This window comes from Pseudomonas sp. 10B238 (assembly GCF_000970615.1).
GTDB lineage: Bacteria > Pseudomonadota > Gammaproteobacteria > Pseudomonadales > Pseudomonadaceae > Stutzerimonas.
Map to the genome: position 1 here is coordinate 1 of NZ_KQ033939.1, position 26,774 is coordinate 26,774.

Genomic DNA, 26,774 nt, shown 5'->3' on the forward strand with positions numbered 1-26,774 from the left:
GGTTCTGTAGGGTGGGCTTCAGCCCACCGAACACCTCTGCCTAACTCGACGAGCGCCCAGCGCCGGGGCGCCTCAGGCCGCCGGCTCGAACAGCCGCACGGTCTGCACCTCGTCGCCGCGGTTCAGCTGCTCCTTGAGCAACTTCTCCTGTTGCCGCGCTTTGGCGATGGAGCGCTCCTTCACCGGGCCGTAGCCGCGGATCAGTTCCGGAAGTGCAGCAATGGCTACGGCCGTGCGGTAGTTTCTCGGCTTCAGTTGAGCCAGGAACTGATCAAGGTTGCGCTCGTACTCGGTGATCAGTTCGCGTTCGACACGGCGGTCATGGCCGTAGCCGAACACGTCCAACGGCGTGCCGCGCAGGAACTTCAGCTTGGCCAGCACGTTGAAGGCGTTCAGCACCCAAGGCCCGAGTTCACGCTTGCGCGGCTCGCCAGTGGTGCTGTCGCGCTTGGCCAGCCAGGCCGGTGCCAGGTGAAACTGCAGCTTGTAGTCGCCTTCGAACTGCGCCTCGAGCTGCTGGCGGAACTCCGGCTCGCTGTAGAGCCGCGCCACTTCGTATTCGTCCTTGTAGGCAAGAAGCTTGAAGTAGTAGCGCGCCACGGCTTTCGAGAGCGCCAGGTCATCGGCGGTATCCACCGCCCGTACGCGCTCGACCATCGAGCGATAGCGCTTGGCATAGGCCGCGCTCTGGTACTTGGTAAGGAAGTTCATGCGCCAGTCGACGATCTCTTCCAGGGTCTGGCATATCGGCTCGGCCATTTCCACCGGACGCGCCAGCTTCTCGACCGCCTCGCGCTCCAGTGCCGCACGACGGCCCCAGCGGAACGCCTGCTGGTTCAGCTCTGCGGCGACGCCGTTGATGCTGATGGCCTTCTCGATCGCCTCGGCAGACAGCGGCAACAACCCTTGCTGATAGGCAAAGCCCAGCAGGAACAGGTTGGTGGCGATGCTATCGCCCAGCAGCCGAGTGGCCAGGTAGGTCGCGTCGATGAAATGGGTCTTTTCGGCGCCAACCGCATCCATCAGCGCTTCGCGCATGGCCTTGCCCGGCACCTGAGCATCGGGGTTGCGGGTGAATTCGGCAGTCGCCGATTCGTGGCTGTTGATCACCGCATGGCTGATCTGATCATTGAGGCGGGTCAGCGAATCTTCGCCGGCAGCCACCACCAGATCGCACCCCAGCAGCAGATCGGTTTCTCCGGCCGCGATACGCACGGCGTAGATGTCGTCCTGCTTGGCAGCGATACGGATGTGCGTCACCACCGGGCCGAACTTCTGCGCCAGCCCGGCCTGGTCGAGCACAGTGCAGCCCTTGCCTTCCAGGTGCGCGGCCATGCCCAGCAGCGCGCCGAGGGTGGTCACGCCGCTGCCGCCGACACCGGGGATCAGCACGTTCCAGGGCCGATCCAGCGTCGGATGCTGCGGTTCGGGCAGCTGGTCGCCCGCGATGCCACCGGCCATGGCCTCCGGTTTGCGCAGCCCGCCGCCATGCACGGTCACGAAGCTCGGGCAGAAGCCTTCGACGCAGGAAAAGTCCTTGTTGCAGGCGTTCTGATCGATCTCGCGCTTGCGCCCCAGTTCGGTTTCCAGCGGCATCACCGCCAGGCAGTTGGACTTCTCGCCGCAGTCGCCGCAACCCTCGCACACGGCCGGGTTGATGAAGGCACGCTTGGCCGGGTCTTCCAGCTTGCCGCGCTTGCGCCGACGACGCTTCTCGGTGGCGCAGGTCTGGTCATAGATGATCACCGAGACACCCTTGAACTCGCGCAGCTCTCGCTGTACGGCGTCCAGATCGCGACGGTGATGGAAGCTGGTGATCTGCGCAAAGGTCTCGCGGGTCGGGTACTTGTCCGGCTCGTCACTGACCAGTGCGATGCGTTTAACGCCTTCATCGGCGATCTGCCGACTGAGCTGATCGACCCGCAGTTCACCGTCGATGGGCTGGCCACCGGTCATGGCCACCGCATCGTTGTAGAGGATCTTGAAGGTGATGTTCACCCCGGCGGCGACCGCGGCGCGCACGGCCAGGCTGCCGGAATGGAAGTAGGTGCCATCGCCAAGGTTCTGGAACATGTGCGGCGTTTCGGTGAACGGCGCCTGGCCGATCCAGTTGACGCCCTCCCCGCCCATCTGGGTGAAGGTCTCGGTGCGGCGGTCCATCCACTGCACCATGTAGTGACAGCCGATGCCGGCCGAGGCGCGGCTGCCTTCCGGTACTTTGGTGGAGCTGTTGTGCGGGCAGCCGGAACAGTAATGCGGCGTGCGTACGGTGTCGTAGCTGCGTGCGGCCAGCGCTTTTTCCTTCGCCGACAGAAACGCCAGACGCGCCTGGATGCTGTCGCTGGTGTAGATCGGCGCGAGGCGCTTGGCGATCACCCGGGCGATCATCGCCGGGGTCAGTTCGGAGAGGTTCGGCAGCAGCGAATTGCCCTGCTCGTCGAACTCACCCACCACGCGCGGGCGTTTGTCCAGCGGCCAGTTGTAGAGCTGCCCGGTGAGTTGGTCTTCGAGAATGCTGCGCTTTTCCTCGACCACCAGAATCTCGTCGAGACCCTGGGCGAACTCATGCACCGAGACCGGTTCCAGCGGCCAGCTCATGCCGACTTTGAGCACGCGCAAGCCGACCGAGGCACACAGCGCTTCGTCGAGACCGAGATCATCCAGCGCTTGACGCACGTCGAGGTAGGACTTGCCGGTGGTGATGATGCCTAAACGCGGGTTTGGCGAATCAAGCATCACCTGGTTGAGGTTGTTGGCCCGAGCAAAGGCGCGCGCGGCGTAGATCTTGTACAGGTTGAGGCGTTTTTCCTGCGCCAATGGCGGGTCCGGCCAGCGGATGTGCACGCCGTCTTCGGGCAGTTCGAAGTCATCGGGAATGCGAGTCTTGATGCGTAGCGGATCGACTTCCACCACGGCGGAGGAGTCGACGTTTTCGGCGATGGTCTTGAGCGCCACCCAGCAACCGGAGTAGCGCGACAGCTCCCAGCCGATGATGCCGTAGTCGAGGATTTCCTGGACGTTGGCCGGGTTCAGTACCGGGATCGACGCGGCAATGAACGCGTGCTCGCTCTGGTGCGGCAGTGTCGAGGACTTGCAGCCGTGGTCATCACCGGCCAGCAGCAACACACCGCCATGGGGCGAGACGCCAGCCGCGTTGCCATGCTTGAAGACGTCGCCGGAGCGGTCCACGCCCGGTCCTTTGCCGTACCACATGGCGAACACGCCGTCGTATTTGGCACCGGGGAACAGGTTGGTCTGCTGACTGCCCCACACGGCCGTCGCTGCCAGTTCCTCATTGAGGCCCGGCTGGAAGTGGATGGCGTTCTGCTTGAGGAAATCGCGCGCTTCCCAGAGGCTCTTGTCCAGCATGCCAAGCGGCGAGCCGCGGTAGCCGGAGATAAAGCAACCGGTATTCAGGTTCTGAGCCTGGTCGCGCTGATGCTGCAGCATGGGCAGGCGGGTCAGCGCCTGGGTGCCGGTGAGGTACAGATGTCCGGTTGCGAGCCGGTACTTGTCATCCAGGCGGATCTCGGCCAATGACATGTGGCGCTCCTGTTTGTTTTTATCGGAGTCTGGACGGCTTCTTAAGCCATCCGCCTAACAAGGCTGTGGGAGCTGCACGGAAAGCTTTCCCACGCCAGCACACAGCAGGGGATCACCCCACCGTTGCGCGTTGGATAAAAGTCTGGCTGTGACAGGGAGAGATTTTCTTTCTACTTTTGCGGTGTAAGTGCGATCCCGTGCATGATCCATCCACCAACAACAACAAAAAGAGAACAACCATGCAGACCCCGCTGAGCAGCATCGATCGCAAGATTCTGCTACTGCTGCAACACAACGCCGACTTGTCCGCCGCCGAGGTGGCCGAAAAGGTCGAGCTGTCGCAATCGCCGTGCTGGCGCCGCATTCATCGCATGCAGGAAGAAGGACTGATCGAACGCAAGGTCGCCCTGCTCAACCCGAAGAAGCTCGGGTTGAACATGACGGTGTTCGTCAACATCAAGCTCTCCGCGCATGGCCGCAGCAACCTCGACGAGTTCGAGCGCGCGGTGGTGGGTTATCCCGAAGTGCTGGAATGTCACACGATGGCCGGCGAGTCGGACTACCTGCTCAAGGTGGTGGCCAAGGACATCGACAGCTACGAACGCTTCCTGCGTGATCAACTGTTGCAGCGGCCCCATGTTCAGGAAGCGCATTCACACATCGCGATGAGCGAGGTGAAACGGACCACGGAGCTGCCGCTGGATTGAGCGCGGCAGGCTCAGGCCGGTTCAGGCTGTGGACGCAAGTCCACGCGCTGGCTTGCCCAGCGCAGCGCCAGCGGCCCGATCAATAGCAAAAGGCCCATCAAGGCGAAGGCCGCCCACCAGCCGAGCAGCTGATCGTCGCCCAGCGCATCGAGCACCATGCCGAACAGCAATGGCCCGAAGAACGCGCCGGTAAAGCCGGTACAGGAATAAAGCGCCATAACCGCGCCACGGTGGCTGGCAGGCGCTACGGCCACCAGGCCTGCGGTCAAGGCAGCCGAGTCGGCCGTCACCGTGAGGCTGTAACAGAGGATCAAACTCAGCAGAGCCCAAAATGGCAGCGCGGCGCCGAGCCCGATCAGTGCTGCCAGCAAGGCGGAAAGCAGCATTACCGTTATCAGCCAGCGCTGGCGGCCGAAGCGTATTGCCATCTCGTTTCCAAGGATGCTCGCCGGCATTCCTATCAACGTCGCGATCATGGCCACCCAGGTTCCGTTTAGCCAGGCGGCCTGGCCTTGCCAGTCACCGGCAAACACGATGAAAGCTACCAGCCAGGCACGGAAGGCGAACAGCTCAAGATTGTGCATGGCATAAGCCAGGCAGTAAGCGATGACCGGGCGCTCCATCAGCGGCGCCAGGTCCAACAGGCGTCGAGGCTCATGTTTCGCAGGCGGCTTGGGCGGTAGCCCGCGCCAAACCATGAGCCAGCCAGCCAGGGCGCAACCTCCGCTGAGCAGCGCAGGCAGTTGCCAGCCGCCGAGCTTGGCCAGCTCGCCAGAGAGCAGGAAGGACAACGCTGTGCCGAGCCCGAAGCTCGCCGTGTAAAAGGCGATAGCCCGCGACTGCGTGGGACCTTCGATGCGCTCAGACAACGCCTTGAGCCCCGGCATGTAGGTGCCGGCCAGACCAATGCCGGCCAACAAACGCCACAGCAGCGCCGACCAGAAGCCATCGGCCAGCACGAAGCCGGTGCTGGCAAACGCCGTCAGCAGCATCGCCCAGAGATAGATCAGCCGAGCATCGTAGCGATCCGTCAGTCCCGTCAGCACCGGCACTGCAAGCATGTAGCCCAGGAAGAAACCGCCGCCGATCCAGCCCGCTTCGGTGTTGCTCAGATTCCACAGCTGTTGAAATTCGGGCAGCAGCGCAGCAAACAAGGCAAAGCCGGCCATGCCGAGGGTTTCGGCTAGACACATCACCATGGTAAGGCGACGTGCAGACGGGTTCGCTTCGGCACCAAGCGGTGAAGGGTCAGTTGCGTTCATTTGGATCTCATGTCAGCACTGGCGCGCTCATAGCGGCATGAATCAGGTCCGTCACAACAGCTGGCCGTCCGAGGCCAAGCTGACGCCCGCCGGCAGCGCAGCGGGGTTGTCCATCAACCAGCTGTCCAGGTTGTGACCAATATGGGTCAGCAGCGCATGGGCCGGCTTCAGCTCGGCGATCGCTGCCAGCGCCAGGGTCAGGTCGTTGTGGTTCTGAGGTGACGTCTGGGGCGGGCTCGAACAATCCAGCACTAACAGGTCGAGCGGGGCCTGGCGTAGCACGCTCAGGCTGGCCTCCGGCACACCAAGGGTGTCGGTGAGGTAAGCGATGCGTCGTCCCGCCCCTTCCAACAGATAGCCCAGGGTCGGCTTGGAGTGGTTGAGGGGCAATGCGGTCACGCTCAGCTCGCCCAACTCGCGTCGTTCAAACGCGGTGAACGGCTCCGAGAAATCCAGAATTCCGGGATGCTTGTAGAGATCGGCCAGGCCTTCCGGGTCGTTTGGGCCATGCACCGGAATACGCATTCCCAATCCCCAGCGAAGATGCAGCAGGCCTTGCGCATGGTCGGCGTGGTAATGGGTTTGCAGAATTCCGCTGAGGCTTCCGGGTGCGAACCGCTCAGTGATATCGGTGATGCCGCTGTCGATCAGCCAGCGCTGTGCGCCACATTCGATCAAGGCGCAGCACGGGCCGCGGCGCCAGGCCGGGTCGAGCCGCGCCAGTTGGCACGCCGCACAATCGCAGTTGTACACCGGCACCTGACGGGCATTGCCACTGCCAAGGATGGTCAGGCGCATGCGCGCGCCCGATCGATCAGCTGCAGCAGGCGCTGCACGGTTTCTTCCAGGGGACCGGAATTGTCCAGCAGCAGCGTTTCGTCCTGCTCGGCCGTTGACTGGAAGTTCTGGTTGCGGGCGAGCCGGGCTTCGATCTCCTCGAGCGACTCGCGCCCCCGCGCCAACAGCCGCTCGCGCAGCACCGGCAAGGTCACCGAAAGCAGTACTGCCTGCAACTGCGGATAACGATCACGTGCCTCGCCCAAATAACCACGCGACCCGTTGACCAGCACATCTTCGCCGGCTTCCAGCCACTCATCGATCTGCCGGGATATGCCGTAGTGCAGTCCGTTGGCTTGCCAATCCAGGGCGAAGGCCCCATTGCGGCGCAGTTGGGCGAACTCCGCCTCAGTCACCGCCAAGGCGTCCTCCCCCACCGCTTCGGCGGAACGGGTGATGACGCGCCGTGCGACGCGACAACCGCGAGCCTGCAGTGATTCACGAGCAGCCAGCAGCAGGCTGTCCTTTCCGGCACCGGATGGGCCCATCAGGTAGATCAATCGTCCCGCCATCAGAACACCCGTCGCCCTTGTCGCCATACCTGCCGGACCACCGGCTGGCCCTGCCTGTCGCTGGCCTGCAGCAGATCCGCGCGTAAGCCAGGGCGGATCTCACCGCGATCATCGAGACCCACCGCCTGGGCGGGCAAGAGGCTCACCGTGGCGATGGCTTTGGGCAGGTCATAGCTGTTGTCGAACGCCGCGAGCAGGAAGGCGGCCTGTAGCAAGCTGGCGGGGTAATAATCGCTGGAAAGAATGTCCAGCACGCCGCGCTGCGCCAGATCCGCCGCAGCGATGTTGCCCGAATGCGAGCCCCCTCGAACCACGTTCGGCGCGCCCATCAGCACCTTCAGACCGCGCGCATGGCTGGCTTCGGCTGCTTCCAGCGTCGTCGGAAATTCGGCGATGGCCATGCCAAGACCGGCCGATTCCTCGACATGCGCAAGCGTCGCGTCATCGTGGCTTGCCAGTGCCAGCCCGCGCGCTTGGCAGATCTCGACGACTGCAAGGCGTTGACGATCGCTGTACTGACTCGAGTTGGCCGTCTGCTGGTCGCTGAACGCATCCATCTCGGCCGCGCTCAGGTGGTACTTACCCATGTAGTACTCGCGGTATTTGTCCTCTCGGGCGAACTGTCGTTGACCCGGTGAGTGGTCCATCACCGACACCAGCTTCACCAGCGGATGCCCCACCAGGTCGCGGAACAGGCTCAGCGCATCCGGATGGCAGACCTCGCAGCGCAAGTGCAAGCGGTGCTCGGCCCGGGTATCGCCAGCCGCCTCGGCCGAGGCCACGGCGTCGAGCATGGCGGGCAGCTGCTGCATGCGCTTGCCGCGCGGGTTGATATCACCGATGGACAGCGCATCGAACACCGTGGTGATGCCCGCAGCGATGATTTGCGCGTCGTGGGTCAGCACCGCCGACGCCGTGGGCCAGTCGACACCTGGGCGCGGCGTCATGTGTTTTTCCAGATTGTCGGTGTGCAACTCCACCAGGCCCGGCATCAGGTAGTCGCCACCCAGATCCTGGGCCTGTGGCAGCTGGCTGTTGCCTTCGTCGAGGGCGGCGATCACCCCATCACGAATCATCAGCGTGCCATTTATCACGCGATCGGCCGTGACCACCCGGGCGTTCGTCAGAATCAGTTCAGCAGGCATGGCGATGCTCCTCGGCAGTCATGTCCAGGTAGCGGTCAGCGACCGCTTCGCGGATCGCGCGGTCATGGAAGATGCCGATCAGCGCAGCCCCCGCGGTCTTGGCTTCGGCGACCAGCTCCAGCACTACTCGGCAATTGGCCTCGTCCAGCGAAGCGGTTGGTTCGTCCAGCAGCAGCACGGGCCACTGCACCATGAAGCCTCGCGCCAGGTTCACGCGCTGTTGCTCGCCGCCGGAAAAGGTGCCGGGCGCCAACTGCCAGAGCCGTTCGGGAATGTTCAGCCGGGTCAACAGGCTTTCGGCACGTGCACGCGCCTGCTCCCGATCCCAGCCACGCGCCAGGGCGGGCGCCATGACCACGTCAAGGCAAGGCACACGAGGGATCACCCGCAGGAACTGGCTGACATAGCCCAGACTTTCCCGGCGGACCGCCAACAGCTGTCGCGGCTCGGCACCGACCAGCTCCAGCGGCTCACCGCGATGGCACAGGCGGATGCTGCCCGTGGCCAGGTAGTTGCCGTACAGGCACCGCAACAGTGTCGACTTGCCCGCACCAGAGCGCCCGTGCAGTACCAGGCATTCGCCTGGCTCAACAGCAAAGCTGACTGCACGTAGCACATCGAGGGTTACCCCGTGCTGCTGATGAAGGGTGAAAGATTTGCGGAGGTCGCGGACCTCGATCGGGCTGCTCATGGGTAACCTCGCAATATAGGAAAGGGGCTGAAGTCGGGCCTGTGTGCCTGGCTCGCGAGCAAGGGCCCGGCGCTCCTCGCTCCTCCAAGAACAGAAGCCTCCCTGCAGGCGAGGCCGGCATCGCTCCCGTGAAGGAGCCAGCTTGCTCGCGAAGCTTTTCGTGGCCGCCGTGCGGTCCCACTCATGGCTGCAACACCGACGAGACCGGCAGTCTGGATCGCGAGCAAGCTCGCTCCTACGAAAGCGGAAGCCTCCCAGCGCTCGCGGCCCGCTCCGCTCCCGTGTAGGAGCCAGCTTGCTGGCGAAGCTTTTCGCGGCCGCCGTGCGGCCCCACTCATGGCAGCAACACTGACGAGACCGGCCGTCTGGATCGCGAGCAAGCTCGCTCCTACGAAAGCGGCAGCCTCCCAGCGCTCGCGGCCCGCTCCGCTCCCCTGTAGAAGCCAGCTTGCTGGCGAAGCTTTTCGCGGCCGCCGTGCGGTCCCACTCATGGCTGCAACACTGACGAGACCGGCAGTCTGGATCGCGAGCAAGCTCGCTCCTACGAAAGCGGAAGCCTCCCTGCAGTTGAGGCCGGCGTCGCTCCCCTGTAGGAGCCAGCTTGCTGGCGATGCTTTTCGCGACGAACCGGCTGCCAGATGCGGCTTGCGTGCAAGCCCACTCATGGCTGCAGCACCGACGACACCAGCAGCTGCGAATAGGGATGCTGTGGGTCGTCGAGAATCTGATCGGTAAGGCCGGTTTCCACGACGCGGGAGCGGCGCATGACCATCAGCCGATCCGCCAGCAGCCTTGCCACGGCCAGGTCGTGGGTGACGATCACCACGGCCAGATCCAGCTCGTGCACCAACCCGCGCAGCAGGTCCAGCAGGCGCGCCTGCACGGAAACATCGAGCCCACCGGTGGGCTCGTCCATGAACACCAGGCGCGGGCCGGATACCAGGTTGCGGGCGATCTGCAGGCGCTGCTGCATGCCGCCGGAGAAGGTTCGCGGCAGATCGTCAATGCGCGCCGGGTCGATTTCCACCTGGCTCAGCCAGTCCAGCCCGGCCTGACGCAACTGGCCGTAATGCCGCTGCCCCTGGGCCATCAGCCGCTCGCCTATGTTGGCGCCGGCCGAAACACCCATGCGCAGGCCGTCGCGCGGGTTCTGTTCGACAAAACCCCACTCGGTGCGCAGCAGGCTGCGGCGCTCCGCCTCGCTGGCGGCGTAAAGATCGAGCCAGGCGCCGTCGCGTCCGCGGTAGCTCACCGAGCCCCGGTCAGGCGGGCAGCGTCCGGCCAGCAGGCTGAGCAGCGTGGATTTACCGGAGCCGGACTCGCCGACGATGCCCAGTACCTCGCCAGGATAAAGGTCGAAGTCGACGCCCTGGCAGCCGGTATCCGGCCCGTACAGGCGCGTCAGCCCACGAACGGACAGCAAGGGCTGATCGAGGCTGCTGGCGGGTTGTTGCAGTTCGAGCGCAGCGTTCATTCAGCAGCCTCCTGGGCGTCGCGGCGTTGCGTGCAGTAATCGGTATCCGAGCAGACGAAGCGCTTGGTGCCGGCGTCGTCGACGATCAGTTCGTCGAGGTAGGAGCTGTCACTGCCGCAGAAGGCGCAGCATTGGTCCCAGGCCTGGATGGAAAAGGGGTGATCCTCAAAATCCAGGCTGCGCACGTTCGTGTAGGGCGGCAATGCATAGAGGCGCTTCTCGCGGCCGGCGCCGAACAGCATCAGCGCTGGGCTCATGTCCAGTTTCGGGTTGTCGAACTTGGGGATCGGCGAGGGATCCATCACGTAGCGGCCGTCCACCGTCACCGGGTAGGCGTAGCTGGTGGCGATATGGCCGAAGGTGGCGATGTCTTCGTAGAGCTTGACGTGCATAACCCCGTAGTCGGAAAGCGCGTGCATGGTCCGCGTCTCGCTTTCCGACGGTTCGATGAAGCGCAACGGCTCGGGAATCGGCACCTGATAGACCATGATCTGATCGTTGCGCAGCGGCGTTTCGGGAATCCGATGACGGGTCTGGATCACCGTCGCCTCGGGCGTGCGGGTGGTGGTGGCGACTCCCGCGGTGCGGGCAAAGAAGCGGCGGATCGACACCGCGTTGGTGGTGTCATCGGCGCCCTGATCGATCACTTTGAGCACGTCTTCGGCGCCGAGAATGGCCGCGGTCAGCTGCATGCCGCCGGTGCCCCAGCCGTAGGGCAACGGCATTTCGCGCCCGCCGAAAGGCACCTGATAACCGGGAATCGCCACGGCCTTGAGCAGCCCGCGGCGGATCATGCGTTTGGTCTGTTCGTCGAGGTAGGCGAAGTTGTAGCCCTGCTCCGTCGCAGCGGCCTGTGGACGGTCATTGACGATAGCAGTCATGCGCGGCGCTCCTCGGCGTTGGGCTCGGTCGTGGCGGTCTCCTCGACCGGTGCGCGGCGTAGCTTGCGAATCAACTCCAGTTCGGACTGGAAGTCGACGTAATGCGGCAACTTGAGGTGGGAAACGAAGCCACCGGCCTCGACGTTGTCGCAGTGCATCAGCACGAACTCTTCCTGCTGCGCCGGGCCTTGCACCGTCTCGCCATACTCGGCGCCGCGCAGCGCACGATCGACCAATGCCATGCCCATGGCCTTGCGCTCGGCGTAACCGAAGGCCAGCCCGTAGCCGCGGGTGAACTGCGGATCGATGCCCTGGCCGCCGACGAACTGGTTGACCATCTCGCACTCGGTCACTTCGATATCGCCCAGCGGTACGGCGAAGCCCAGCTCTGGCGGTTCCATCCAGACCTCGACATCGCCAATGCGGATTTCCCCGGCAAAGGGGTGATTGCGGCCATAGCCACGCTGGGTCGAATAACCCAACGCCAGCAGAAAACCTTCATCGCCACGGGCCAGCGCTTGTAGCCGCTGGGCGCGACCGCTGGGGAACTCCAGGGGTTCGCGGGTAATGTCCGGCACCGCCTGATCGTCGCCCCGCTCGGGCTTCATCAAGCCTTCCTTGGCGAGCAGATCGAGCACACGTGGACAGGCTGCAAGCTCGGCTTGAGGATCAAGCTCGGCTTGAGGATCAAGCTCCGGACCGGGATGCTCGCCTTCGGCCAGCAGGCTGAAGTCAAGCAAGCGATGGCTGTAATCGAAGGTCGGACCGAGCAGCTGCCCGCCGGGCAAATCCTTGAAGGTGGCCGAGATGCGCCGGTTCGGACGCATCTGCGCCGTTTCCAGAGGAACGCTGGCGCCGAAGCGCGGCAGCGTGGTGCGATAGGCGCGCAGTAGGAAGATCGCTTCGAGCAGATCGCCAGCCGCCTGCTTGATCGCCAGCGCCGCCAGCTCCTCATCGAACAGCGAACCCTCGGCCATCACCCGAGCCACCGCCAACGGCAGTTGCTGACGGATCTGCTTGACGCTCAACTCGGGCAAAGCGGTATCGCCGCGGCGTTTCTTCGCCAGCAGCCGGTGAGCATTGTCGATGGCCTGTTCGCCACCTTTGACGGCTACGTACATCAGGCGACCTCCTCTATCGATACCGCGATGCGGGTGCTGCGGGGCAAGCCGATCAGTGACTGGTCAGCGGCAAAAAACAGGTCCAGCCCGCGCGGAAAATCGTTGCGAGCGGCGCGCTGCTGCCAGAACGCAGCCGGTACCGGCAGGCTCACCTCGCGCTGACCGAGAATGCCTGGACCGCTCCAGCTCAGCGCGGCGCCGTCGCCGAGCGCGTCGAGCTGGACCAGCAACGTGCAGGACTGATCAGGAAAGCGTTCGCTGCCGGTGAAAAATCCGGACAGGTCGACCAGTTCTTGAACCCCGAGCAGCGCGAAATCAGCCGATTCGCGTTCGTCCACGATCGGGCAACCGCAATGAAACGCCAGGTTGGCGCGCACCGTCGGCGTATCGAACGCAGGTGCCAGCCACAACCGCGTGTCGCCGTCGAGCAGGCTCAGGCACAGCGCGTAGCTCGCCGGGGCCAGGGGTTCGAGCGCCTGTATGGGAATCAGCTGCTGCGTGAGACCGGGCTCGGCAAGCGCTTTCAGTGCCGCGCGGAACACGCGTTGGCTGTCGAGCACCTGATCGTTGAACGCCGGGTGCAAAAGATCCGCGCTCATCAGTCCTCTCCTCTGACCAGGGTGAAGAATTCCACTTTGCTGCTGGCCGTCTCGGCGTCCTGCGCCGCCCGGCGTGCCGCCTGGATGGAGGCGAGCGGCGTGATGACTTGCGCTTGCCAATGCGCCTGATCGCGACCTTGCAAGTGCGCATCGGCCAAGGCGGCCAGTTCAGCGTGGCGCTTGTCGCGCCCGGCGACGTAGCTGTAGCCGGTCCGGCCGTCGCCAAGCCGCACCACGCAACGGGTGACGGTCATTTCGCCGAGATTGAACGCAGCACCCGTACCGCCCATGCGGCCGCGGACCAGCGTCATGCCAATTTCCGGGGCACGTACCAACTGGTAGTCGGTGTCCTTCAGCTCGGCCTCGTAGCGCGCCAGCTCATCGCCAGCACGGGCAAGCACGCCCATCCAGCGTTGGCGAGTGGCTATTTCTGGGGTCATGCGCGTCTCCATCAGGTGGCAACCTGGTACTGGAAGCGGTCGGCACGGCTGGTCGACAACGACAGCTCCACCGGCCGCCCGGCCAGGTCGTGAGAAAGGGTGAGAACGGTCAGCAGTGGTGCGTGTCGCGGCATCAGCAGCTGATCGGCCTCGTCCGATGTGGGCAGCCGGGCGCCGATCAGGCTGAAGGCGCGGTGCAGCGGCAGTTGACGTTCGGCCAGGTACTGGCGCAGCGACCCGCCGTTGTAGTCCTCCAGCAACACCTGGCGACTGGCACAGAAGCGGTGCCGGATCAGGCTGACCGGCTGTTCGTCGAGCAGGCGCAGCGTGTGCAGCTCGAGCAGTGCCGCATCCTCACGCAACTCCAGATGACCAGCCTCCTCGGCCGTGGCTGAACGCAGCTGGCGCTGCAGCAGACGCGCCTGGACACCGTGCCCTTGCGCCGAGAGTGACTCGCTGTAGGCACTGCCGGCCGCCAGCGGATAGATCAGCGGACGCGCCAGCACTCGTGTGCTGCGGCCCTGTTGGCGCAACACCCGGCCCTCGCTGACCAGCTCATCGATGGCGCGGCGCAGCGTGTGCCGATTGACCGCAAACCGGGTCGCCAGCTGGATCTCGCCGGGCAACTGATCGCCGGGCTGCAAGTGGCGCAACTCCTCACGCAACTGAGCGGCCAGTTGCAGGTAGCGCGGTTGAGGTTGTCTAGACAGGTGCATGGCTAAAAAAGGACGCACACGGCGCCCGTCTCCGTCAGATAAAGAGTTTGCGCAGGCGCTGAGAAACGATGTCGATCACGCTCACCACCGCCACGATGACGATCAGCAGCGCACAGGTCTGGCTGAACTGGAAGCCGCGGATGGCCTCCCAGAGAATCACGCCGATGCCGCCCGCACCGACCATGCCCACCACGGTCGCCGAGCGCACGTTGGACTCGAAGCGATACAGCGCGTAGGAAATCCATAGCGGCAGCACCTGTGGAATCACACCGAAAATGACTTCCTGCAGTGCGCTGGCACCGGTGGCCCGCACGCCTTCTACCGGGCCCGGTTCGATGGCCTCCACCGCTTCGGCAAAGAGTTTGGCGAGCACGCCGGTGGTGCCAACGAACAGCGCCAGTACGCCGGCAAACGGACCAAGGCCGACCGCGACGACGAAGAGCATGGCGAACACCATCTCGTTGATCGAACGGCACGCGTCCATGACCCGCCGTACCGGCTGGTAAACCCACCAGGGCACGATGTTTTCGGCGCAGAGCACGCCCAATGGAATGGCACAGAGGATCGCCAACACCGTGCCCCAGAGGGCGATCTGGACGGTGACGATCATTTCCGTCAGGTAGAGCTCCCAGTTGCCGAAATCCGGGGGAAAGAAGTCGGCGGCAAAGGTTGCCATGTTGCCGGCGTCACGGATCAGCGTAAGCGGCTTCATCTCGGCGCCCTGCCAGGACCAGCCCAGCAGGGCGAGAAACAGTCCCCAGCCAACCAGCTTGAACCACGAGTGTTTCTGTGGTGCGGCAACAGGGGTAGGTGCGGTCAGAGAAGTCATGGATGCTCCGGCGAACGAAATGCTGGCCGCCGCTTGCGCGGCGGCCAGTGGATCAACCTGCGGTGGCGGCTGCGGGTTTCTGCTGGAGCTCGGCCATGCGCTGCTCGAGCGCAGCGAGCTGGGCATCCAGTTCCTTCAACTGAGCCTGCTTGTCGCTTTCGTCCAGCTTGGCGTTGTTGGCGACTTCGCTACGCTTCTTGAACAGCTCCAACTGACGGATCGGCAGCAGTTGGTCATCATCCGAGGCGCGGAACTTGGCCCACTGCAGGTCAGCCAGCACATCCATTTCGCCGGGCTTGTCGCCGTAGGTCATGAAGAACTCGCGAATGTCGGCTTTGGTCGCTTCCGGCAGGTTTTTCCGCCAGACCATGGGGTCCGCTGGAATCAGCGGCGAGGTCCAGATCACCTTGAGTTGCGCGGCCTTATCCGGCGCGGTCAGCTCCAGACGCTCCATGCTCTCGTTGTTGAAGGTGCCGACGTCTACCTGCTTGTTGGCGACCGACAACGCATTCACTTCGTGGCTGCCATTGAGCGAGCGCTTGAAGATCTTGTTGGCGTCTACCTTGTTCTTGGCGAAGACGTAGTAGCCCGGCACCAGATAGCCTGAGGTGGAGTTCGGATCGCCATTGGCGAAGGTCAGGTTGGAAGCGTTCTTGAGCATGTCGTCGACAGAACCGATGGGGCTGTCCTTGTGCGCCACCAGCAGGCTGTAATAACCCGACGCCCCGCTGGACGCGACGGTCTGGGCGAAGATCTCGCCACCGGCGCGATCAACCGCTTCCATCGCCGACTTGTTGCCGTACCAGGCCAGGTCGACCTTGTCGAAACGCATGCCCTGGATGATGCCGGCGTAGTCCGGCGCGAAGAAGGCATTGATCTTCATCCCGGTACGCTCGCTCATGGCAGCGAGGAAGGGATCCCAGACGGTCCGCAGATTCTGCGAGGATTCTGTAGAGATGATGCCGAAGTTCAGTTCCTTGTTATCGTCGGCGTGTGCGCCGCCCAGCAGGGACCCGGTCAGTAAGGCGGAGGCGGCCAGAACGCGGCCTATACGATTGAACATGGAGTAGCTCCTGTCATTGGATGACTTTTGGGTTGGCATGACGTGGGATCGGAACGGCGGTTTCAGGCCCGAGCCAGACTCAGCGTGAGGGTCTGCGCCGGCACGGGAGCGGCCGCGGCAGGCGAGCGGGCCTGATCGGAAAACAGCAAGGTGGCGTCGAGGTCGGCACCGTAGAGATCATTGAGAAGCCGCGAATCCAGGTCGGCACAGGCGCCGTCGTAATGGATGCGCCCATCCTTCAGTGCCACCGCTCGCTGGCAGTAGCGCAGGGCGTAGTCGACCTGATGCAGCGTCACCACGACGGTCTTGCCGTCACGTCGGTTGATGTCGGCGAGAATATCCATGACCTTTCGTGCGGATTCGGGATCGAGCGAGGCGATTGGCTCGTCGGCGAGTATCACTTCGGCCTGCTGCGTCAGTGCGCGGGCGATGGCCACGCGTTGCTGTTGACCACCGGACAGTGTGGAAGCGCGCTGCCCGGCGCGGTGAGCCAGCCCCACGCGGTCCAGCGCAGCCAGCGCCTGCTGCTTCTGCTCGGCACTGAACATGCCCAGCGAGCCACGCCAGCGCGGCATGCGGCCAAGAAAGCCCAGCAGCACGTTGTCCAGCACACTGAGGCGGTTGACTAGGTTGAACTGCTGAAAGATGTAGCCGATGTCGGCACGCAAGCGCCTTACGTCGCCGTTAAGGCGACCCGCGGACTGCATTTCGCGCCCTAGCACGTGAATGCTGCCGCCGCTGCGATCGCCACAGGCCAGCCCGGCGATGTGCCGCAGCAGTGTGGACTTGCCAGAACCCGACGCGCCGATCAGCGCGACCATTTCGCCCGGTTGCACGGACAGCGCCAGATCATGCAGGGCAAGTTTGCCTGCGAAGGTCTTGTTCAGACTGTCGACACGGATAACCGCACTCATGGACCGACTCCTCATCGAGAACGATGGCCACCGTCGGTGGCCATCAGATGAGGCGTTACGTTAGGTGCGACCAATGTCGCTTCGGTGAACAGACTATGACCGTTCAGTGACTTGTCTAAACAGGCGGAGCGGGCCGGACAGAGGCGTATCGCCGCTTACCGTCTAGCTCGCGTGCCGGCGCGTGTTGTGGGTTTAGCGGGTTATTTCGGAATGCCGCTTACTTGATCGCCAATCCCTGATTGGTGCCGATCAAACCAGCCCTGATTGACCTCCAGGGCATAGCGCCCCGGCTCGCGGGAACAGCGAATTGCGGTGCTCAACGGCTCCAGGTCGATGATGTCAACGATGCGCCCTGACTCGTCCATGAAGGCTGCAGACAGGGGAAGTGGCGTGTTTTTCATCCATAGACAGTGCCGGCGAAAATCATCGAAGCGAAACAGCATGCCGTGGTCTGCCGGCATCTCGGTGCGCTCCATCAAGCCGCGTTCGCGTTCATCCGGGGTGCGCGCGTACTCCGCCTTGAGCCGCGCATCGCCGACTCGCAGATCGAGCGACGGCTCACCGGCACTGGCCATCGATGTCACAACTAAAGCAATAAGGGGCAGCAGCAGCGCGGTACGCATCGACGAGCAGTCCTCGAATCGGGAAAAGCGGGAGCGAATAAGCGGCGTAAGCATATCCGCAAGCATTGCTACTCTTCAGCGACCGGTGCATCGACCGAAACCTGATCGCTGTCGCCGTAGCGCTTCTGACAGCGCTCACAGTAGAAAGCGCGGCGCTTGCTGCGGCCCGGCGACTTGGCTTTGACGAAGGGAATCTTGCAGCGCGGACAGGTGGTTTTGGTATGCGCGAGCCAGTGCGCTTTGAACGTGCCCTCTCGCTTCCACTGCAGGAACTCAAAGCTGTAGGTCCGGACTTCACGCGTCAGCTCCCTGAGCTTCGGCGCAGAGAGATCGCCGATCAGCGAAAGCGGATGGATGCGGGTGCGAAACAGCACCTCGTTCTTGATGATGTTGCCGGAGCCGGAAAACAGCGTTTGATCCAGCAGTGCATCGCAGGCGAGCAGTCGTGGCCGTTTGCGCAGCTTCCTGAGCGTTGTGCGGTTGTCCCAGGCGTCGCTCATGACGTCCGCGCTCCAGTCGTACGCCTCGTCCAGCGAGCCTTCGATGAACTGCACCGAGCAGCCGTAGAAATTCAGCTCACCGTTCGGGAAACCCAGGCTCAGGCGCGGCGTCGACTCCTTGCGCTCATTGATCCGGTAGCTGCCAAACAGCAGCAGGTGGATACGCAAGGACACGTCGTCCAGCTCGATCAGGAAGTGCTTGCCCCAACTGCGGAATGAGCGAACCGTCTGGCCGACCAGGCTTGATTTGTCGAGCTTGCTATTACCCTCCGCGCGCTCGATGGTCTTGCCGGTGAATACGGCAACTTCTTCGCGAAGGATGACGATGGATGGGCCTTCAGGCATGGCGTTATCGCTTCGGTGCGGGGACAGGAATATCGACTGGGACCTGACAAGAAGGTGCCGCGACGCTGCACAGTTGTGCGAGGCGCGGCGTCCTTGCAGGCGCTGCAACACTGGCGCGGAAGCGGATCGCCAGCAAGCTGGCTCCTACACAAGCGGTGCGGTGGTCGTACGCACCAGCTGGGCACGCCGAGGCGGGTTTTACGGGTCGCCAATTCCGCGATCTGCAATGCTGATTATTCCCGTAGGAGCCAGCTTGCTGGCGATCCAGAAGCCAAGGCACCCCGCGAAGGCGGCGAAGAAACGCTGGAAACTACCAATCCAACTGCAGCCGACTCTCGAACCGCCGCCGCTCACCGGTCACCGGATCTTGAAACTCCAGACCACGCGCCAGCAGCTTGAGCGGGTTGGCGTAGTCGTCCTGATCGCGGCGGCTGCGTTCCAGCAGTTCGGGATAGAACGGGTCGTTGCAGATGCCGGCCCCCAGCGTGGCCATCTGCAGACGCAGTTGATGCTTGCGCCCGGTGACTGGATAAAGCGCATAGCGCCAGAGCTCGCCGCGCCGTTCGAGCACCTCGATGCGCGTCTCGCTGTTGGGTCCGCCGTCGCCCCGCTTCATCAGGAAAAAAGGCTCGCCGTCGATCATGTTCAAGCGTTCATCACGCGGAAAGTCCAGATCAGGCAGCGCCGGGCAGATCGCCTCGTAACGCTTGTCGATCTTACGTTCGCGAAACAACGCCTGATAGCGCCCGCGACTTTCGGGATTGGTCGAAAACAGCACGAGCCCGGCAGTCAGGCGATCGATGCGATGGATCGGCACCAGATTTGGATTTTCCACACGCTTGCTCAGGCGCGCCAGCAGGGTCTCGTTGACGTATTCCCCAGCCGGCATCACGGGCAGGAAGTGCGGCTTGTCCGCTACCAGCAAGTGCTCGTCGAGGTGCAGGACCTGCTCCTCGAAGGGAATTGGCTTCTCGTCCGGCACCTCGCGGAAGTAATAGACCTTCAACCCGACCTGATAAGGATGCGTCGCCTCCAGTGGCTGCCCGTCAGCGCCGAGTACCCGCCCTCGCACGAAGCGATCAGCCCAGGTGTCTCGGTCAATCGCCGGAAAATGCGCGCACAGGCAGTCGAGCACCGTCGCCCAGTTGCCTTGGGGGAGATGCAGCGTGCTGCGAGCGTTGGGGGCAGGCATGGACATGGCGACCGTCTGAACGAAGAGGCGCGAAATGATACTTCAACATCGCAGCCGAGCCGTGGCAGTTCCGTTGGCTGTCCTCGGCCGGAAGCGATTTCAGCCGCGACGAGGACGGCAGTCCCTTCCTACCTTTTCTGCCTACCGCCGCGGCGCCGAAGAAGAGGCTCGTCCGTCACCCAAGTGAACTTTCGGGAAACCCTCAGGGCACAGTCCGGTCCAGACGTGAACAGCCAGGCATGGGGTTGCGAAGGCCGCTTCGTTGCGCAGCGCACGATGGCAGCCTTGAGGTTCCAGCCCCTTGTGTCTGAACGCTCACGCCCAGACCACGCGAGGTTTCCATGGCAATGACAGTCGGTGACTACGTAATCGAACGCCTCTACCAATGGGGCGTGCGTCGCATTTATGGCTACCCCGGCGACGGCATCAACGGTGTGTTCGGCGCGCTGAATCGCTCCAACGAAAAGATCCGTTTCATTCAAGCCCGACATGAGGAAATGGCCGCGTTCATGGCTTCGGCCGACGCCAAGTTCAACGGCGGCCTGGGGGTTTGTATCGCCACGTCCGGCCCGGGTGCGGCGCATCTGATTACCGGCCTCTATGACGCCCGACTGGACCACATGCCGGTGCTGGCAATCACTGGTCAGAAATCGCGTACCTCACTGGGCAGCCACTATCAGCAGGAAATCGACCTGCCGGCGCTCTTCAAGGATGTATCCGGTGCGTTCGTCGAGCAGGCCAGCGCACCGCCGCAGGTTCGGCATTTGATCGACCGGGCGATCCGCACCGCAGTGGGCGAGCGCAAGGTCGCCACCATCATCCTGCCGAGCGACTTGCAGGACGCCGAGTACAGCGAGCCTCCCCGCGCCCACGGGGCCGTGCATTCCGGCATCGGCTATACGCGGCCGAAGATGGTCCCCTACGAAGCTGACCTGCAGCGTGCCGCCGAGGTACTCAACGACGGCAAGAAGGTCGCCATTCTGGTGGGCGCCGGTGCGTTGAATGCCACCGATGAGGTCATCGCCGTGGCCGAGAAACTCGGAGCTGGCGTTGCCAAGGCGCTGCTGGGCAAGGCTGCCGTGCCTGATGATCTGCCTTGGGTCACCGGCTCTATCGGTTTGTTGGGCACGGAGCCGAGCTACAAGCTGATGACCGAGTGCGACACCCTGCTGATGATCGGCTCGGGCTTCCCCTACTCCGAATTCCTGCCTGAAGAAGGTCAGGCCCGCGGCGTGCAGATCGACCTCAAGGCCGACATGCTCAGCATCCGTTATCCGATGGAAGTGAATCTTCAGGGCGACTCGGCTGAAACCCTACGCGCGCTGCTGCCCATGTTGCAGGAGAAGACCGAGCGCAAATGGCGCAAGCGCGTCGAAGAGTGGCGCATGGATTGGGAAAGCGTGCTGGAGAAGCGAGCCCTGGTGGAGGCCAACCCGATCAACCCGCAGCGTGTCGCCTTCGAGCTGTCACCACGCCTGCCGGATTACTCGATCATCACCAGCGACTCGGGCTCCTGCGCCAACTGGTATGCCCGCGATGTGAAGATGCGCCGCGGCATGATGGGCTCGCTCTCCGGCGGCCTGGCTTCGATGGGTGCAGCGGTGCCCTATGCCATTGCCGCCAAGTTCTGTCACCCGGATCGCCCGGTAGTGGCGATGGTCGGCGATGGCGCCATGCAGATGAACAACATGGCCGAGCTGATCACGGTCGCCAAGTACTGGAAGGAATGGCAGAACCCGCAGTGGATCTGCTGCGTGTTCAACAACGAGGACCTCAATCAGGTCACCTGGGAACAGCGCGTGATGGAGGGCGACCCGAAATTCGAGGCGTCGCAGGATATTCCCAACGTGCCTTACCACCGCTTCGCCGAATCCATTGGCCTGATCGGCATCTACGTCGACCGCGAAGATCAGGTCGCGGCAGCCTGGGACAAGGCCTTCGCGGCGGATCGGCCGGTATTGATCGAATTCAAGACCGACCCGGACGTACCGCCACTGCCCCCGCACATCACGCTGGAACAGGCTAAAGCTTACGCCTCGGTACTGCTGCATGGTGATCCGGATCAAGCCGGGATCATCAAGCAATCGGCCAAGCAGGTGCTCAGCAAGTTCATGCCTGGGCGTGACAGGGATGAGGACAGGGACAAGGGATGACCAAGCGTCAGGACGCCGCCATCCGCAGCATGCGGGTGGCGGCCTACCGCATCCCGACCGATGCGCCCGAGGCCGACGGCACCTTCCAGTGGGACGCCACCACTCTGGTAGTGGTGCAGCTGGAGGCCGGCGGCCAGGCCGGGTTGGGCTACACCTATGCCGACGCGTCGCTGGTGCGGCTGATCGAGGGTCATTTTCGCGATCTGCTTGAAGGCGCGGACGCGTTCTCCATTGGCCGGCTCAACGAGCGGCTCTGGGCGAGCGTACGCAACCTGGGGCGCTCCGGCCTCGCAGCCTGCGCCATCTCGGCGGTGGACACGGCGCTCTGGGATCTCAAGGCGCGGCTACTCGATCTGCCGCTGGCGCACCTGCTGGGCATGCGCCGTGAGAACGTCGCTGTCTATGGCAGCGGAGGCTTCACCAGCTACGACGATGGGCGCTTACGCGAGCAGCTGGGCAACTGGGTGCAAGAGGACGGCTGCCATTGGGTGAAGATGAAAATCGGTGCCGACTCGCCGCGTGATGCCGAACGCGTTCGCGCCGCACGCGAGGCAATCGGCGAAGCAGGGCTGTTCATCGATGCGAACGGGGCGCATACACCGCGCAGTGCCATCGCCTTTGCCCACCGCATCGCCGAGCTACAGGTCGGCTGGTTCGAGGAGCCGGTCAGTTCCGACGATCTGGCCGGGCTACGCCAGGTACGTGAAGCCCTCGGTGCCAGCGGCCAGGCCATGGATGTAGCGGCGGGCGAATACGCCTACACGCCGGACGACTTTCGCCGACTGGTCGAGCACGGATCGGTGGACGTGTTGCAGGCGGACCTTACCCGCTGCGGCGGTGTGAGCGGCTTCCTCCAGGCGGCCGGATTGTGTGAGGCGTTTCATCTCGACCTGTCTGCGCACTGCGCCCCGGCGCTGCACCTGCACGCCTGCTGCGCCGCGCCGCGCCTTCGTCATCAGGAATGGTTTCACGATCACGTCCGGCTGGAGTCGCTGCTGTTCGACGGCGCGCCACAGGTTGAAAGCGGCGGGATAGCGCCGGACCTGACACGGCCGGGCCACGGCCTGACGCTGCGCGAGGCCGATGCTCGCCGCTACGCCATCTGACGGGGGACTCATGGTTTCACGGACGCAACTCAGGCTACTGGCTGTTGGCGCAACCACTGCGCTGGGGCTCGCTGCATTGAGCTGGCAGAAGCACGAGAAACGCGGTCGCGGTCTGCTGTTCAGCCCTAGCGAGGGCACAATGGTCGACGCTGCGCGGACGCTGAACCGTGGCGCGGGCTTGCTGGCGACTTCAGTAGCGCTGGACAGCGCGTTGGAGCATTACCGGGGGGACTTCCAGAACCGCGCCATGTACACGCCACTGGCGGCCTCGACGCTCTCGCTGCTGGCCAGCGGCCAAGGCCAGCAGGACCCGGACGCCTTCGCCAGCAGGGTGCGAGACCCGATCTACGTATTGACTGGCCTGACCGGGCTGGTCGGTGCCGGCTTTCACCTTTACAACGTGACCAAACGTCCCGGTGGCCTGAGTTGGAGCAACCTGTTCTATGCGGCGCCATTGGGAGCGCCGGCTGCGCTGGTGCTGTCCGGCCTGCTTGGGTACTACTCCGAACGTTTGCGCAACGCCAGTGGCGATGCTGTGCCTCGGGTGTTTGGCCTACCGGCCGGCAAGTCGGTCGCATTGATGGCCGCTGCCGGCCTGCTCGGCACCACAGCCGAAGCCGGGCTGCTGCACTTTCGCGGCTCGTTTCAGAACCCAGCCATGTACCTGCCCGTGACCGCCCCGCCGCTCGCCGCCGCGCTGCTCGCCACCAGCGCCCTGACCAGCCCGCGGCGTCGACGGCTGCGCTGGGCGTCGCGCCTGGTGCTGCGCTTCACCGCCTTCATGGGCTTTGCCGGTGCCAGCTTTCACGCATTGGGGATCGCTCGCAACAACGGCGGCTGGCGCAACTGGCGACAGAATCTGCAGGCCGGCCCGCCGCTGCCAGCCCCGCCAAGCTTCACCGGCCTGGCGCTGGCCGGGCTGGCCGCGCATTCGCTACTGGATGAGGAAAAGGAACTGGCCCAATACCGATGGTGGAAATGATGAACAACCGCTACCCCGACTACGACGTGTTGCGCAAACGCCAAGGGCCATCGTGGAACGAGCAGAGCCGTCAGGTCGTCGACCGCCGGCTGGCGGTGCCGCGCGAGCATGGTTTTTTCAACACGACGCAACGACGCACGCTGGAGGCATTGTGCGAGCGCATCGTCCCGCAGCCAACGGATCGACCACCGATACCGGTCGCCGCGCTGGTGCAATTCAAGGTCACCGAGGGACGTGGCGACGGCTACCGTGATGCGCGACTGCCACCGCTGCAGCAGGCCTGGCCGCTCGGCCTCGACGCCCTCGACAGCGAAGCGCAGCAGCGCCATCAACGCACCTTCGCGGAGTTGGCCGCAGCCGAGCAGGACGCGCTGATCGCGGTCATGCAGCGCGATGAGCTGAACGGCGATGCCTGGCAGGGCGTACCGGCCGCCGCCTTCTTCAGCCACCGGGTGGTGCACGACATCAGCGCCGCCTACTACAGCCACCCGACCGCCTGGAACGAACTCGGCTTCGGCGGCCCGGCCAGCCCTCGCGGCTACGTGCGCCTCGCCGAAGACAGCCGCGACAGCTGGGAAGCGGCCGAAGCCCATCCCGGCGAAGAAGCCAAAGCCAGAAAGTTGAACCGTCATGTCCGCTGATCGACTACTCGATGCGCTTTATCACCCACGCGGCGGTGACGGCCGTGCGCCGGATGTCTTTCAGCGCCATGGCTGGGTGCCAATGCGTGAATATCCAGAGCACGAGCCGGTGGACTTCGCCATTGTCGGCACCGGCGCCGGCGGTGGCACGCTCGCCTGCAAGCTGGCCGAGGCCGGTTTCTCGGTGGTCGCTTTCGAAGCGGGTGCCTGGTGGCGACCGCTGGAGGAGTTCGCCTCTGACGAGGCGCATCAGGAAAAGCTGTTCTGGACCGACGAACGCCTGTGCGACGGCGAAAACCCGCTGAAGCTCGGCACCAACAACAGCGGCAAGGCAGTCGGCGGCAGCACGGTGCACTTCGCCATGGTTTCGCTGCGCATGCGTCCGGAGTGGTTCAAGTCACGCTCGCTGCTCGGCTACGGGTTCGACTGGCCAATCGATTGGCAGGAGATGTGGCATTACTACGAAGAGGTCGAGCAGGCCCTGAAAATCGCCGGTCCGGTGCGCTATCCGTGGGGCCCGAAGCGCCCCCGTTACCCTTATCGACAGCATGAAGTGAATGCCTCCGGCCTGGCATTGGCCAAGGCCTGCGAAGCCATGGGCGTGGACTGGGCGCCGACACCCCTGGCGACGCTCTCGGCGCCGCGCGACAACGCGCCGCCCTGCGTCTACCGCGGCTTTTGCGTCACCGGTTGCTCGACGAATGCCAAGCAGAGCGTGTTGAACACCTGGATTCCACGGGCATTGAAGGCGGGCGCGGAGATTCGCGACCTGGCCATGGTTGGTCGCATCGACACGGACGTCGATGGCCTCGCCAACGGCGTGCATTACCACCGTAACGGCGAGTGGCGCTTCCAGCGCGCACGCCATGTAGTGGTTGCTGGCTATGCCATCGAGACGCCACGACTGCTGCTCAATTCAGCAAATCCGCGCCATCCGGACGGGCTCGCCAATAGCAGCGGTCTGGTCGGCAGGAATCTGATGGTGCATACCAACCAGGCGGTGTGGGGGCGTGTCGATGAAGAGATCCGCTGGTACAAGGGGCCGCCATCGCTAGCGATCACCGAGCACTGGAACTATGAGGACCGCGGCAAGGATTTCCATGGCGGCTACGCGATCATGAGCCAGGGGCCATTGCCGGCCGCCTGGGCTGCGACCCAGACCGGCAATCACGGTCTCTGGGGCCAGGCGCTTGTGGATGAAATGACGCACTACAACCATCAGGTCGGGCTGAAGATCGTCGGCGAGACACTGCCGCAGGAACGCAACCGCGTTTCCCTCGCCGAAGAAAAAGACCAGTACGGGTTACCCATCGCACGGGTCACCTGGTCGATGGGCGACAACGACCAACGGTTGGTGGACCACTCCATCGACTTCATGCGCCGTGGTCTGGACTGCATGGGTGCGCGTGACATCTGGAGCGAAGCAGACGGTACCGCGCACCTGATGGGCACCGCACGTATGGGCTACGATCCGGCCACCAGCGTGGTGGATGTTGACTGCCGCAGTTGGGACATCCCCAACCTGTGGGTCTGCGACGGCTCCGTGTTTCCGACCTCGGGTGGCGTGAACCCCTCATTGACCATCCAGGCCATCGCCTGCCGTACCGCAGACCGCATCTGTGAGCTAGCGGCCCGCGGTGAGTTGTAACCTGTCGAGCTGTCAGTCTTCCTCGTCCAGCATGATCTTGCCGGTCGTGCCTTCCATCTGGAATTCGTACTTCTTGCCATCAGCTTTCAGGCCTTTGCCTTCCCAGCTCTTGTCGTCGACTTCCAGGCTATGCAGCTCGGTGTAGCCCGCCGCCTTGGCCTTTTCCATGGCCTGCTCGAAGGTAATCCAGTCAGCGCCCGGCGAGTCAGCCAGTGCGATGGTGCTGGTAGAACCCAATACGGCAATGGCAAGCGCGGCGGTCAGTTTCTTGTGATACATGGTCGATCCTCTCTGCTGAATGAGCGTTGGGCGTATGACAGCCCTGTTACATTCGAGCAGCATCATTCATCGAGGGTTCATCGCAATTCGTCTGGAATGCGCCTTTCAGGGCTTCTCGATGGACACCAGAGCCGCTTCGTCGCCCTCACTCTGGAAGCTGATGCGAACCTGATCACCGGGTGAAAGCCCCTCCAGCTGCTCACGCAGAGCCTGGAAGTCCATGGTCGCTGCTGGCCACTTCAACGCGGGGATCGGACCATGCACGATGGTCACCACACCCCGCTCACGATCCAGGGCTTCGATGGTGCCAGTGGCGTGAATCACCGGCTCGGAAACCATCTCGGTGGCGGGTCCGCCGTTGATCTCCGGCGAACCCGTGGGCCCCTCAGGCTTGAGCAGATCCTGGGCCAGCGCAGGCGGGGCGAGCAATATCAGGCTGAGCGTGACGCAATGGAATATCTTCATGGCAGACCTCCCGCAACAGGTGGACGTACCTCGTATTGGACAATGCCGCGGCGAGGATTACTGCCCACCTGCGCCTCCGTCTCACGACGCCTCGTTCAGTTTCGCG

General features: G+C 63.8%; 26 protein-coding genes. 6 read left to right on the plus strand and 20 right to left on the minus strand.

All coding sequences use genetic code 11. From position 1 onward, the window contains the following. Nucleotides 1-72: 72 nt before the first annotated feature. Nucleotides 73-3,543, minus strand: coding sequence for an indolepyruvate ferredoxin oxidoreductase family protein (locus tag RT21_RS18195; protein ID WP_046163847.1), 3,471 nt, complete (start codon nt 3,541-3,543; stop codon nt 73-75). 239 nt (nt 3,544-3,782) lie between these two features. Here RT21_RS18195 and RT21_RS18200 point away from each other — a divergent pair, with 239 nt between their 5' ends. Continuing rightward, complete coding sequence (locus RT21_RS18200) at nt 3,783-4,250, plus strand: Lrp/AsnC family transcriptional regulator (protein ID WP_045430192.1); 468 nt, start codon at nt 3,783-3,785, stop codon at nt 4,248-4,250. Nucleotides 4,251-4,261: 11 nt separating this feature from the next. On the opposite strand, the gene RT21_RS18205 is transcribed toward RT21_RS18200, so the two are convergent. The 17 genes from RT21_RS18205 to RT21_RS18285 all read right to left on the minus strand — a co-directional run bounded on the left by RT21_RS18205 (nt 4,262) and on the right by RT21_RS18285 (nt 19,400). Then, nucleotides 4,262-5,512 (minus strand): MFS transporter, encoded by a 1,251-nt coding sequence (locus RT21_RS18205; protein ID WP_046163848.1) that lies wholly within the window; start codon nt 5,510-5,512, stop codon nt 4,262-4,264. Between the two features lie 51 nt (nt 5,513-5,563). Next, nucleotides 5,564-6,310, minus strand: coding sequence for a phosphonate metabolism protein PhnP (gene phnP, locus RT21_RS18210; RefSeq protein ID WP_046163849.1), 747 nt, complete (start codon nt 6,308-6,310; stop codon nt 5,564-5,566). After that, nucleotides 6,301-6,861 (minus strand): phosphonate metabolism protein/1,5-bisphosphokinase (PRPP-forming) PhnN, encoded by a 561-nt coding sequence (gene phnN, locus RT21_RS18215; protein WP_046163850.1) that lies wholly within the window; start codon nt 6,859-6,861, stop codon nt 6,301-6,303. Before phnN ends, phnP begins: the two co-directional genes overlap by 10 nt. After that, nucleotides 6,861-8,006, minus strand: coding sequence for an alpha-D-ribose 1-methylphosphonate 5-triphosphate diphosphatase (locus RT21_RS18220; RefSeq protein ID WP_046163851.1), 1,146 nt, complete (start codon nt 8,004-8,006; stop codon nt 6,861-6,863). The genes phnN and RT21_RS18220 overlap by 1 nt, the downstream gene beginning before the upstream one ends. After that, entirely contained in the window at nt 7,996-8,697 is a 702-nt protein-coding gene (phnL, locus tag RT21_RS18225; protein WP_046163852.1) for a phosphonate C-P lyase system protein PhnL, read from the minus strand. Before phnL ends, RT21_RS18220 begins: the two co-directional genes overlap by 11 nt. Before the next feature lie 661 nt (nt 8,698-9,358). Then, nucleotides 9,359-10,171: a phosphonate C-P lyase system protein PhnK gene (phnK, locus tag RT21_RS18230; protein WP_046163853.1), complete on the minus strand. Its 813-nt coding sequence runs from the start codon at nt 10,169-10,171 to the stop codon at nt 9,359-9,361. Continuing rightward, a complete protein-coding gene (locus tag RT21_RS18235; protein WP_046163854.1) occupies nt 10,168-11,052 on the minus strand; it encodes an alpha-D-ribose 1-methylphosphonate 5-phosphate C-P-lyase PhnJ in 885 nt (294 codons plus the stop codon). Before RT21_RS18235 ends, phnK begins: the two co-directional genes overlap by 4 nt. Next, entirely contained in the window at nt 11,049-12,173 is a 1,125-nt protein-coding gene (locus RT21_RS18240; RefSeq protein WP_046163855.1) for a carbon-phosphorus lyase complex subunit, read from the minus strand. The genes RT21_RS18235 and RT21_RS18240 overlap by 4 nt, the downstream gene beginning before the upstream one ends. Then, a complete protein-coding gene (phnH, locus tag RT21_RS18245; RefSeq protein ID WP_046163856.1) occupies nt 12,173-12,772 on the minus strand; it encodes a phosphonate C-P lyase system protein PhnH in 600 nt (199 codons plus the stop codon). The genes RT21_RS18240 and phnH overlap by 1 nt, the downstream gene beginning before the upstream one ends. Next, the gene (gene phnG / locus RT21_RS18250; RefSeq protein WP_045430216.1) at nt 12,772-13,224 is read right to left on the minus strand and encodes a phosphonate C-P lyase system protein PhnG; all 453 of its coding nucleotides are present in this window, start codon (nt 13,222-13,224) and stop codon (nt 12,772-12,774) included. The genes phnH and phnG overlap by 1 nt, the downstream gene beginning before the upstream one ends. Further along, nucleotides 13,224-13,946 carry a phosphonate metabolism transcriptional regulator PhnF gene (gene phnF, locus RT21_RS18255; RefSeq protein ID WP_256203900.1) on the minus strand — a complete coding sequence of 241 codons (723 nt, stop codon included), beginning with the start codon at nt 13,944-13,946 and terminating at the stop codon, nt 13,224-13,226. The genes phnG and phnF overlap by 1 nt, the downstream gene beginning before the upstream one ends. A 16-nt stretch (nt 13,947-13,962) precedes the next feature. Beyond that, nucleotides 13,963-14,757 carry a phosphonate ABC transporter, permease protein PhnE gene (phnE, locus tag RT21_RS18260; protein ID WP_046163958.1) on the minus strand — a complete coding sequence of 265 codons (795 nt, stop codon included), beginning with the start codon at nt 14,755-14,757 and terminating at the stop codon, nt 13,963-13,965. Nucleotides 14,758-14,809: 52 nt separating this feature from the next. Continuing rightward, nucleotides 14,810-15,820, minus strand: coding sequence for a phosphonate ABC transporter substrate-binding protein (gene phnD / locus RT21_RS18265; RefSeq protein WP_046163858.1), 1,011 nt, complete (start codon nt 15,818-15,820; stop codon nt 14,810-14,812). A gap of 62 nt (nt 15,821-15,882) precedes the next feature. Beyond that, on the minus strand, nt 15,883-16,734 hold the full coding sequence (gene phnC / locus RT21_RS18270; protein ID WP_046163859.1) for a phosphonate ABC transporter ATP-binding protein: 852 nt from the start codon (nt 16,732-16,734) through the stop codon (nt 15,883-15,885). 200 nt (nt 16,735-16,934) lie between these two features. Continuing rightward, nucleotides 16,935-17,357 carry a DUF192 domain-containing protein gene (locus RT21_RS18275; RefSeq protein ID WP_046163959.1) on the minus strand — a complete coding sequence of 141 codons (423 nt, stop codon included), beginning with the start codon at nt 17,355-17,357 and terminating at the stop codon, nt 16,935-16,937. Nucleotides 17,358-17,425: 68 nt separating this feature from the next. Continuing rightward, entirely contained in the window at nt 17,426-18,202 is a 777-nt protein-coding gene (locus tag RT21_RS18280; RefSeq protein WP_046163860.1) for a DNA-formamidopyrimidine glycosylase family protein, read from the minus strand. 310 nt (nt 18,203-18,512) lie between these two features. Beyond that, the gene (locus RT21_RS18285) at nt 18,513-19,400 is read right to left on the minus strand and encodes a pseudouridine synthase (protein ID WP_200598849.1); all 888 of its coding nucleotides are present in this window, start codon (nt 19,398-19,400) and stop codon (nt 18,513-18,515) included. 335 nt (nt 19,401-19,735) lie between these two features. Here RT21_RS18285 and RT21_RS18290 point away from each other — a divergent pair, with 335 nt between their 5' ends. Genes RT21_RS18290 through RT21_RS18310 form a run of 5 tightly spaced genes read left to right on the plus strand, consistent with a single transcriptional unit; the run spans nt 19,736 to nt 25,924 of the window. Next, nucleotides 19,736-21,547, plus strand: a complete 1,812-nt coding sequence (locus RT21_RS18290) for a thiamine pyrophosphate-requiring protein (protein WP_046163861.1) — start codon at nt 19,736-19,738, stop codon at nt 21,545-21,547. Beyond that, a complete protein-coding gene (locus RT21_RS18295) occupies nt 21,544-22,653 on the plus strand; it encodes an enolase C-terminal domain-like protein (RefSeq protein ID WP_046163862.1) in 1,110 nt (369 codons plus the stop codon). Before RT21_RS18290 ends, RT21_RS18295 begins: the two co-directional genes overlap by 4 nt. A 10-nt stretch (nt 22,654-22,663) precedes the next feature. Continuing rightward, nucleotides 22,664-23,635, plus strand: coding sequence for a hypothetical protein (locus tag RT21_RS18300; RefSeq protein ID WP_052724766.1), 972 nt, complete (start codon nt 22,664-22,666; stop codon nt 23,633-23,635). Continuing rightward, a complete protein-coding gene (locus tag RT21_RS18305) occupies nt 23,635-24,276 on the plus strand; it encodes a gluconate 2-dehydrogenase subunit 3 family protein (RefSeq protein WP_200598848.1) in 642 nt (213 codons plus the stop codon). Before RT21_RS18300 ends, RT21_RS18305 begins: the two co-directional genes overlap by 1 nt. Next, the gene (locus RT21_RS18310) at nt 24,266-25,924 is read left to right on the plus strand and encodes a GMC family oxidoreductase (RefSeq protein ID WP_046163864.1); all 1,659 of its coding nucleotides are present in this window, start codon (nt 24,266-24,268) and stop codon (nt 25,922-25,924) included. Before RT21_RS18305 ends, RT21_RS18310 begins: the two co-directional genes overlap by 11 nt. A 12-nt stretch (nt 25,925-25,936) precedes the next feature. On the opposite strand, the gene RT21_RS18315 is transcribed toward RT21_RS18310, so the two are convergent. Together RT21_RS18315 and RT21_RS18320 are read right to left on the minus strand one after the other, a co-directional pair. Continuing rightward, nucleotides 25,937-26,203 carry a PepSY domain-containing protein gene (locus RT21_RS18315; RefSeq protein WP_045430236.1) on the minus strand — a complete coding sequence of 89 codons (267 nt, stop codon included), beginning with the start codon at nt 26,201-26,203 and terminating at the stop codon, nt 25,937-25,939. 105 nt (nt 26,204-26,308) lie between these two features. Then, entirely contained in the window at nt 26,309-26,668 is a 360-nt protein-coding gene (locus RT21_RS18320; RefSeq protein WP_046163865.1) for a copper-binding protein, read from the minus strand. Nucleotides 26,669-26,774 lie beyond the last annotated feature (106 nt).

What these genes read in the sequence shown, in the direction of transcription:
- RT21_RS18195 (WP_046163847.1), bottom strand. Translation starts at nt 3,543, where the DNA reads ATGTCATTGGCCGAGATCCGCCTGGATGACAAGTACCGGCTCGCAACC.
- RT21_RS18200 (WP_045430192.1), top strand. Translation starts at nt 3,783, where the DNA reads ATGCAGACCCCGCTGAGCAGCATCGATCGCAAGATTCTGCTACTGCTG.
- RT21_RS18205 (WP_046163848.1), bottom strand. Translation starts at nt 5,512, where the DNA reads ATGAACGCAACTGACCCTTCACCGCTTGGTGCCGAAGCGAACCCGTCT.
- phnP (WP_046163849.1), bottom strand. Translation starts at nt 6,310, where the DNA reads ATGCGCCTGACCATCCTTGGCAGTGGCAATGCCCGTCAGGTGCCGGTG.
- phnN (WP_046163850.1), bottom strand. Translation starts at nt 6,861, where the DNA reads ATGGCGGGACGATTGATCTACCTGATGGGCCCATCCGGTGCCGGAAAG.
- RT21_RS18220 (WP_046163851.1), bottom strand. Translation starts at nt 8,006, where the DNA reads ATGCCTGCTGAACTGATTCTGACGAACGCCCGGGTGGTCACGGCCGAT.
- phnL (WP_046163852.1), bottom strand. Translation starts at nt 8,697, where the DNA reads ATGAGCAGCCCGATCGAGGTCCGCGACCTCCGCAAATCTTTCACCCTT.
- phnK (WP_046163853.1), bottom strand. Translation starts at nt 10,171, where the DNA reads ATGAACGCTGCGCTCGAACTGCAACAACCCGCCAGCAGCCTCGATCAG.
- RT21_RS18235 (WP_046163854.1), bottom strand. Translation starts at nt 11,052, where the DNA reads ATGACTGCTATCGTCAATGACCGTCCACAGGCCGCTGCGACGGAGCAG.
- RT21_RS18240 (WP_046163855.1), bottom strand. Translation starts at nt 12,173, where the DNA reads ATGTACGTAGCCGTCAAAGGTGGCGAACAGGCCATCGACAATGCTCAC.
- phnH (WP_046163856.1), bottom strand. Translation starts at nt 12,772, where the DNA reads ATGAGCGCGGATCTTTTGCACCCGGCGTTCAACGATCAGGTGCTCGAC.
- phnG (WP_045430216.1), bottom strand. Translation starts at nt 13,224, where the DNA reads ATGGAGACGCGCATGACCCCAGAAATAGCCACTCGCCAACGCTGGATG.
- phnE (WP_046163958.1), bottom strand. Translation starts at nt 14,757, where the DNA reads ATGACTTCTCTGACCGCACCTACCCCTGTTGCCGCACCACAGAAACAC.
- phnD (WP_046163858.1), bottom strand. Translation starts at nt 15,820, where the DNA reads ATGTTCAATCGTATAGGCCGCGTTCTGGCCGCCTCCGCCTTACTGACC.
- phnC (WP_046163859.1), bottom strand. Translation starts at nt 16,734, where the DNA reads ATGAGTGCGGTTATCCGTGTCGACAGTCTGAACAAGACCTTCGCAGGC.
- RT21_RS18275 (WP_046163959.1), bottom strand. Translation starts at nt 17,357, where the DNA reads ATGCGTACCGCGCTGCTGCTGCCCCTTATTGCTTTAGTTGTGACATCG.
- RT21_RS18280 (WP_046163860.1), bottom strand. Translation starts at nt 18,202, where the DNA reads ATGCCTGAAGGCCCATCCATCGTCATCCTTCGCGAAGAAGTTGCCGTA.
- RT21_RS18285 (WP_200598849.1), bottom strand. Translation starts at nt 19,400, where the DNA reads ATGTCCATGCCTGCCCCCAACGCTCGCAGCACGCTGCATCTCCCCCAA.
- RT21_RS18290 (WP_046163861.1), top strand. Translation starts at nt 19,736, where the DNA reads ATGGCAATGACAGTCGGTGACTACGTAATCGAACGCCTCTACCAATGG.
- RT21_RS18295 (WP_046163862.1), top strand. Translation starts at nt 21,544, where the DNA reads ATGACCAAGCGTCAGGACGCCGCCATCCGCAGCATGCGGGTGGCGGCC.
- RT21_RS18300 (WP_052724766.1), top strand. Translation starts at nt 22,664, where the DNA reads ATGGTTTCACGGACGCAACTCAGGCTACTGGCTGTTGGCGCAACCACT.
- RT21_RS18305 (WP_200598848.1), top strand. Translation starts at nt 23,635, where the DNA reads ATGAACAACCGCTACCCCGACTACGACGTGTTGCGCAAACGCCAAGGG.
- RT21_RS18310 (WP_046163864.1), top strand. Translation starts at nt 24,266, where the DNA reads ATGTCCGCTGATCGACTACTCGATGCGCTTTATCACCCACGCGGCGGT.
- RT21_RS18315 (WP_045430236.1), bottom strand. Translation starts at nt 26,203, where the DNA reads ATGTATCACAAGAAACTGACCGCCGCGCTTGCCATTGCCGTATTGGGT.
- RT21_RS18320 (WP_046163865.1), bottom strand. Translation starts at nt 26,668, where the DNA reads ATGAAGATATTCCATTGCGTCACGCTCAGCCTGATATTGCTCGCCCCG.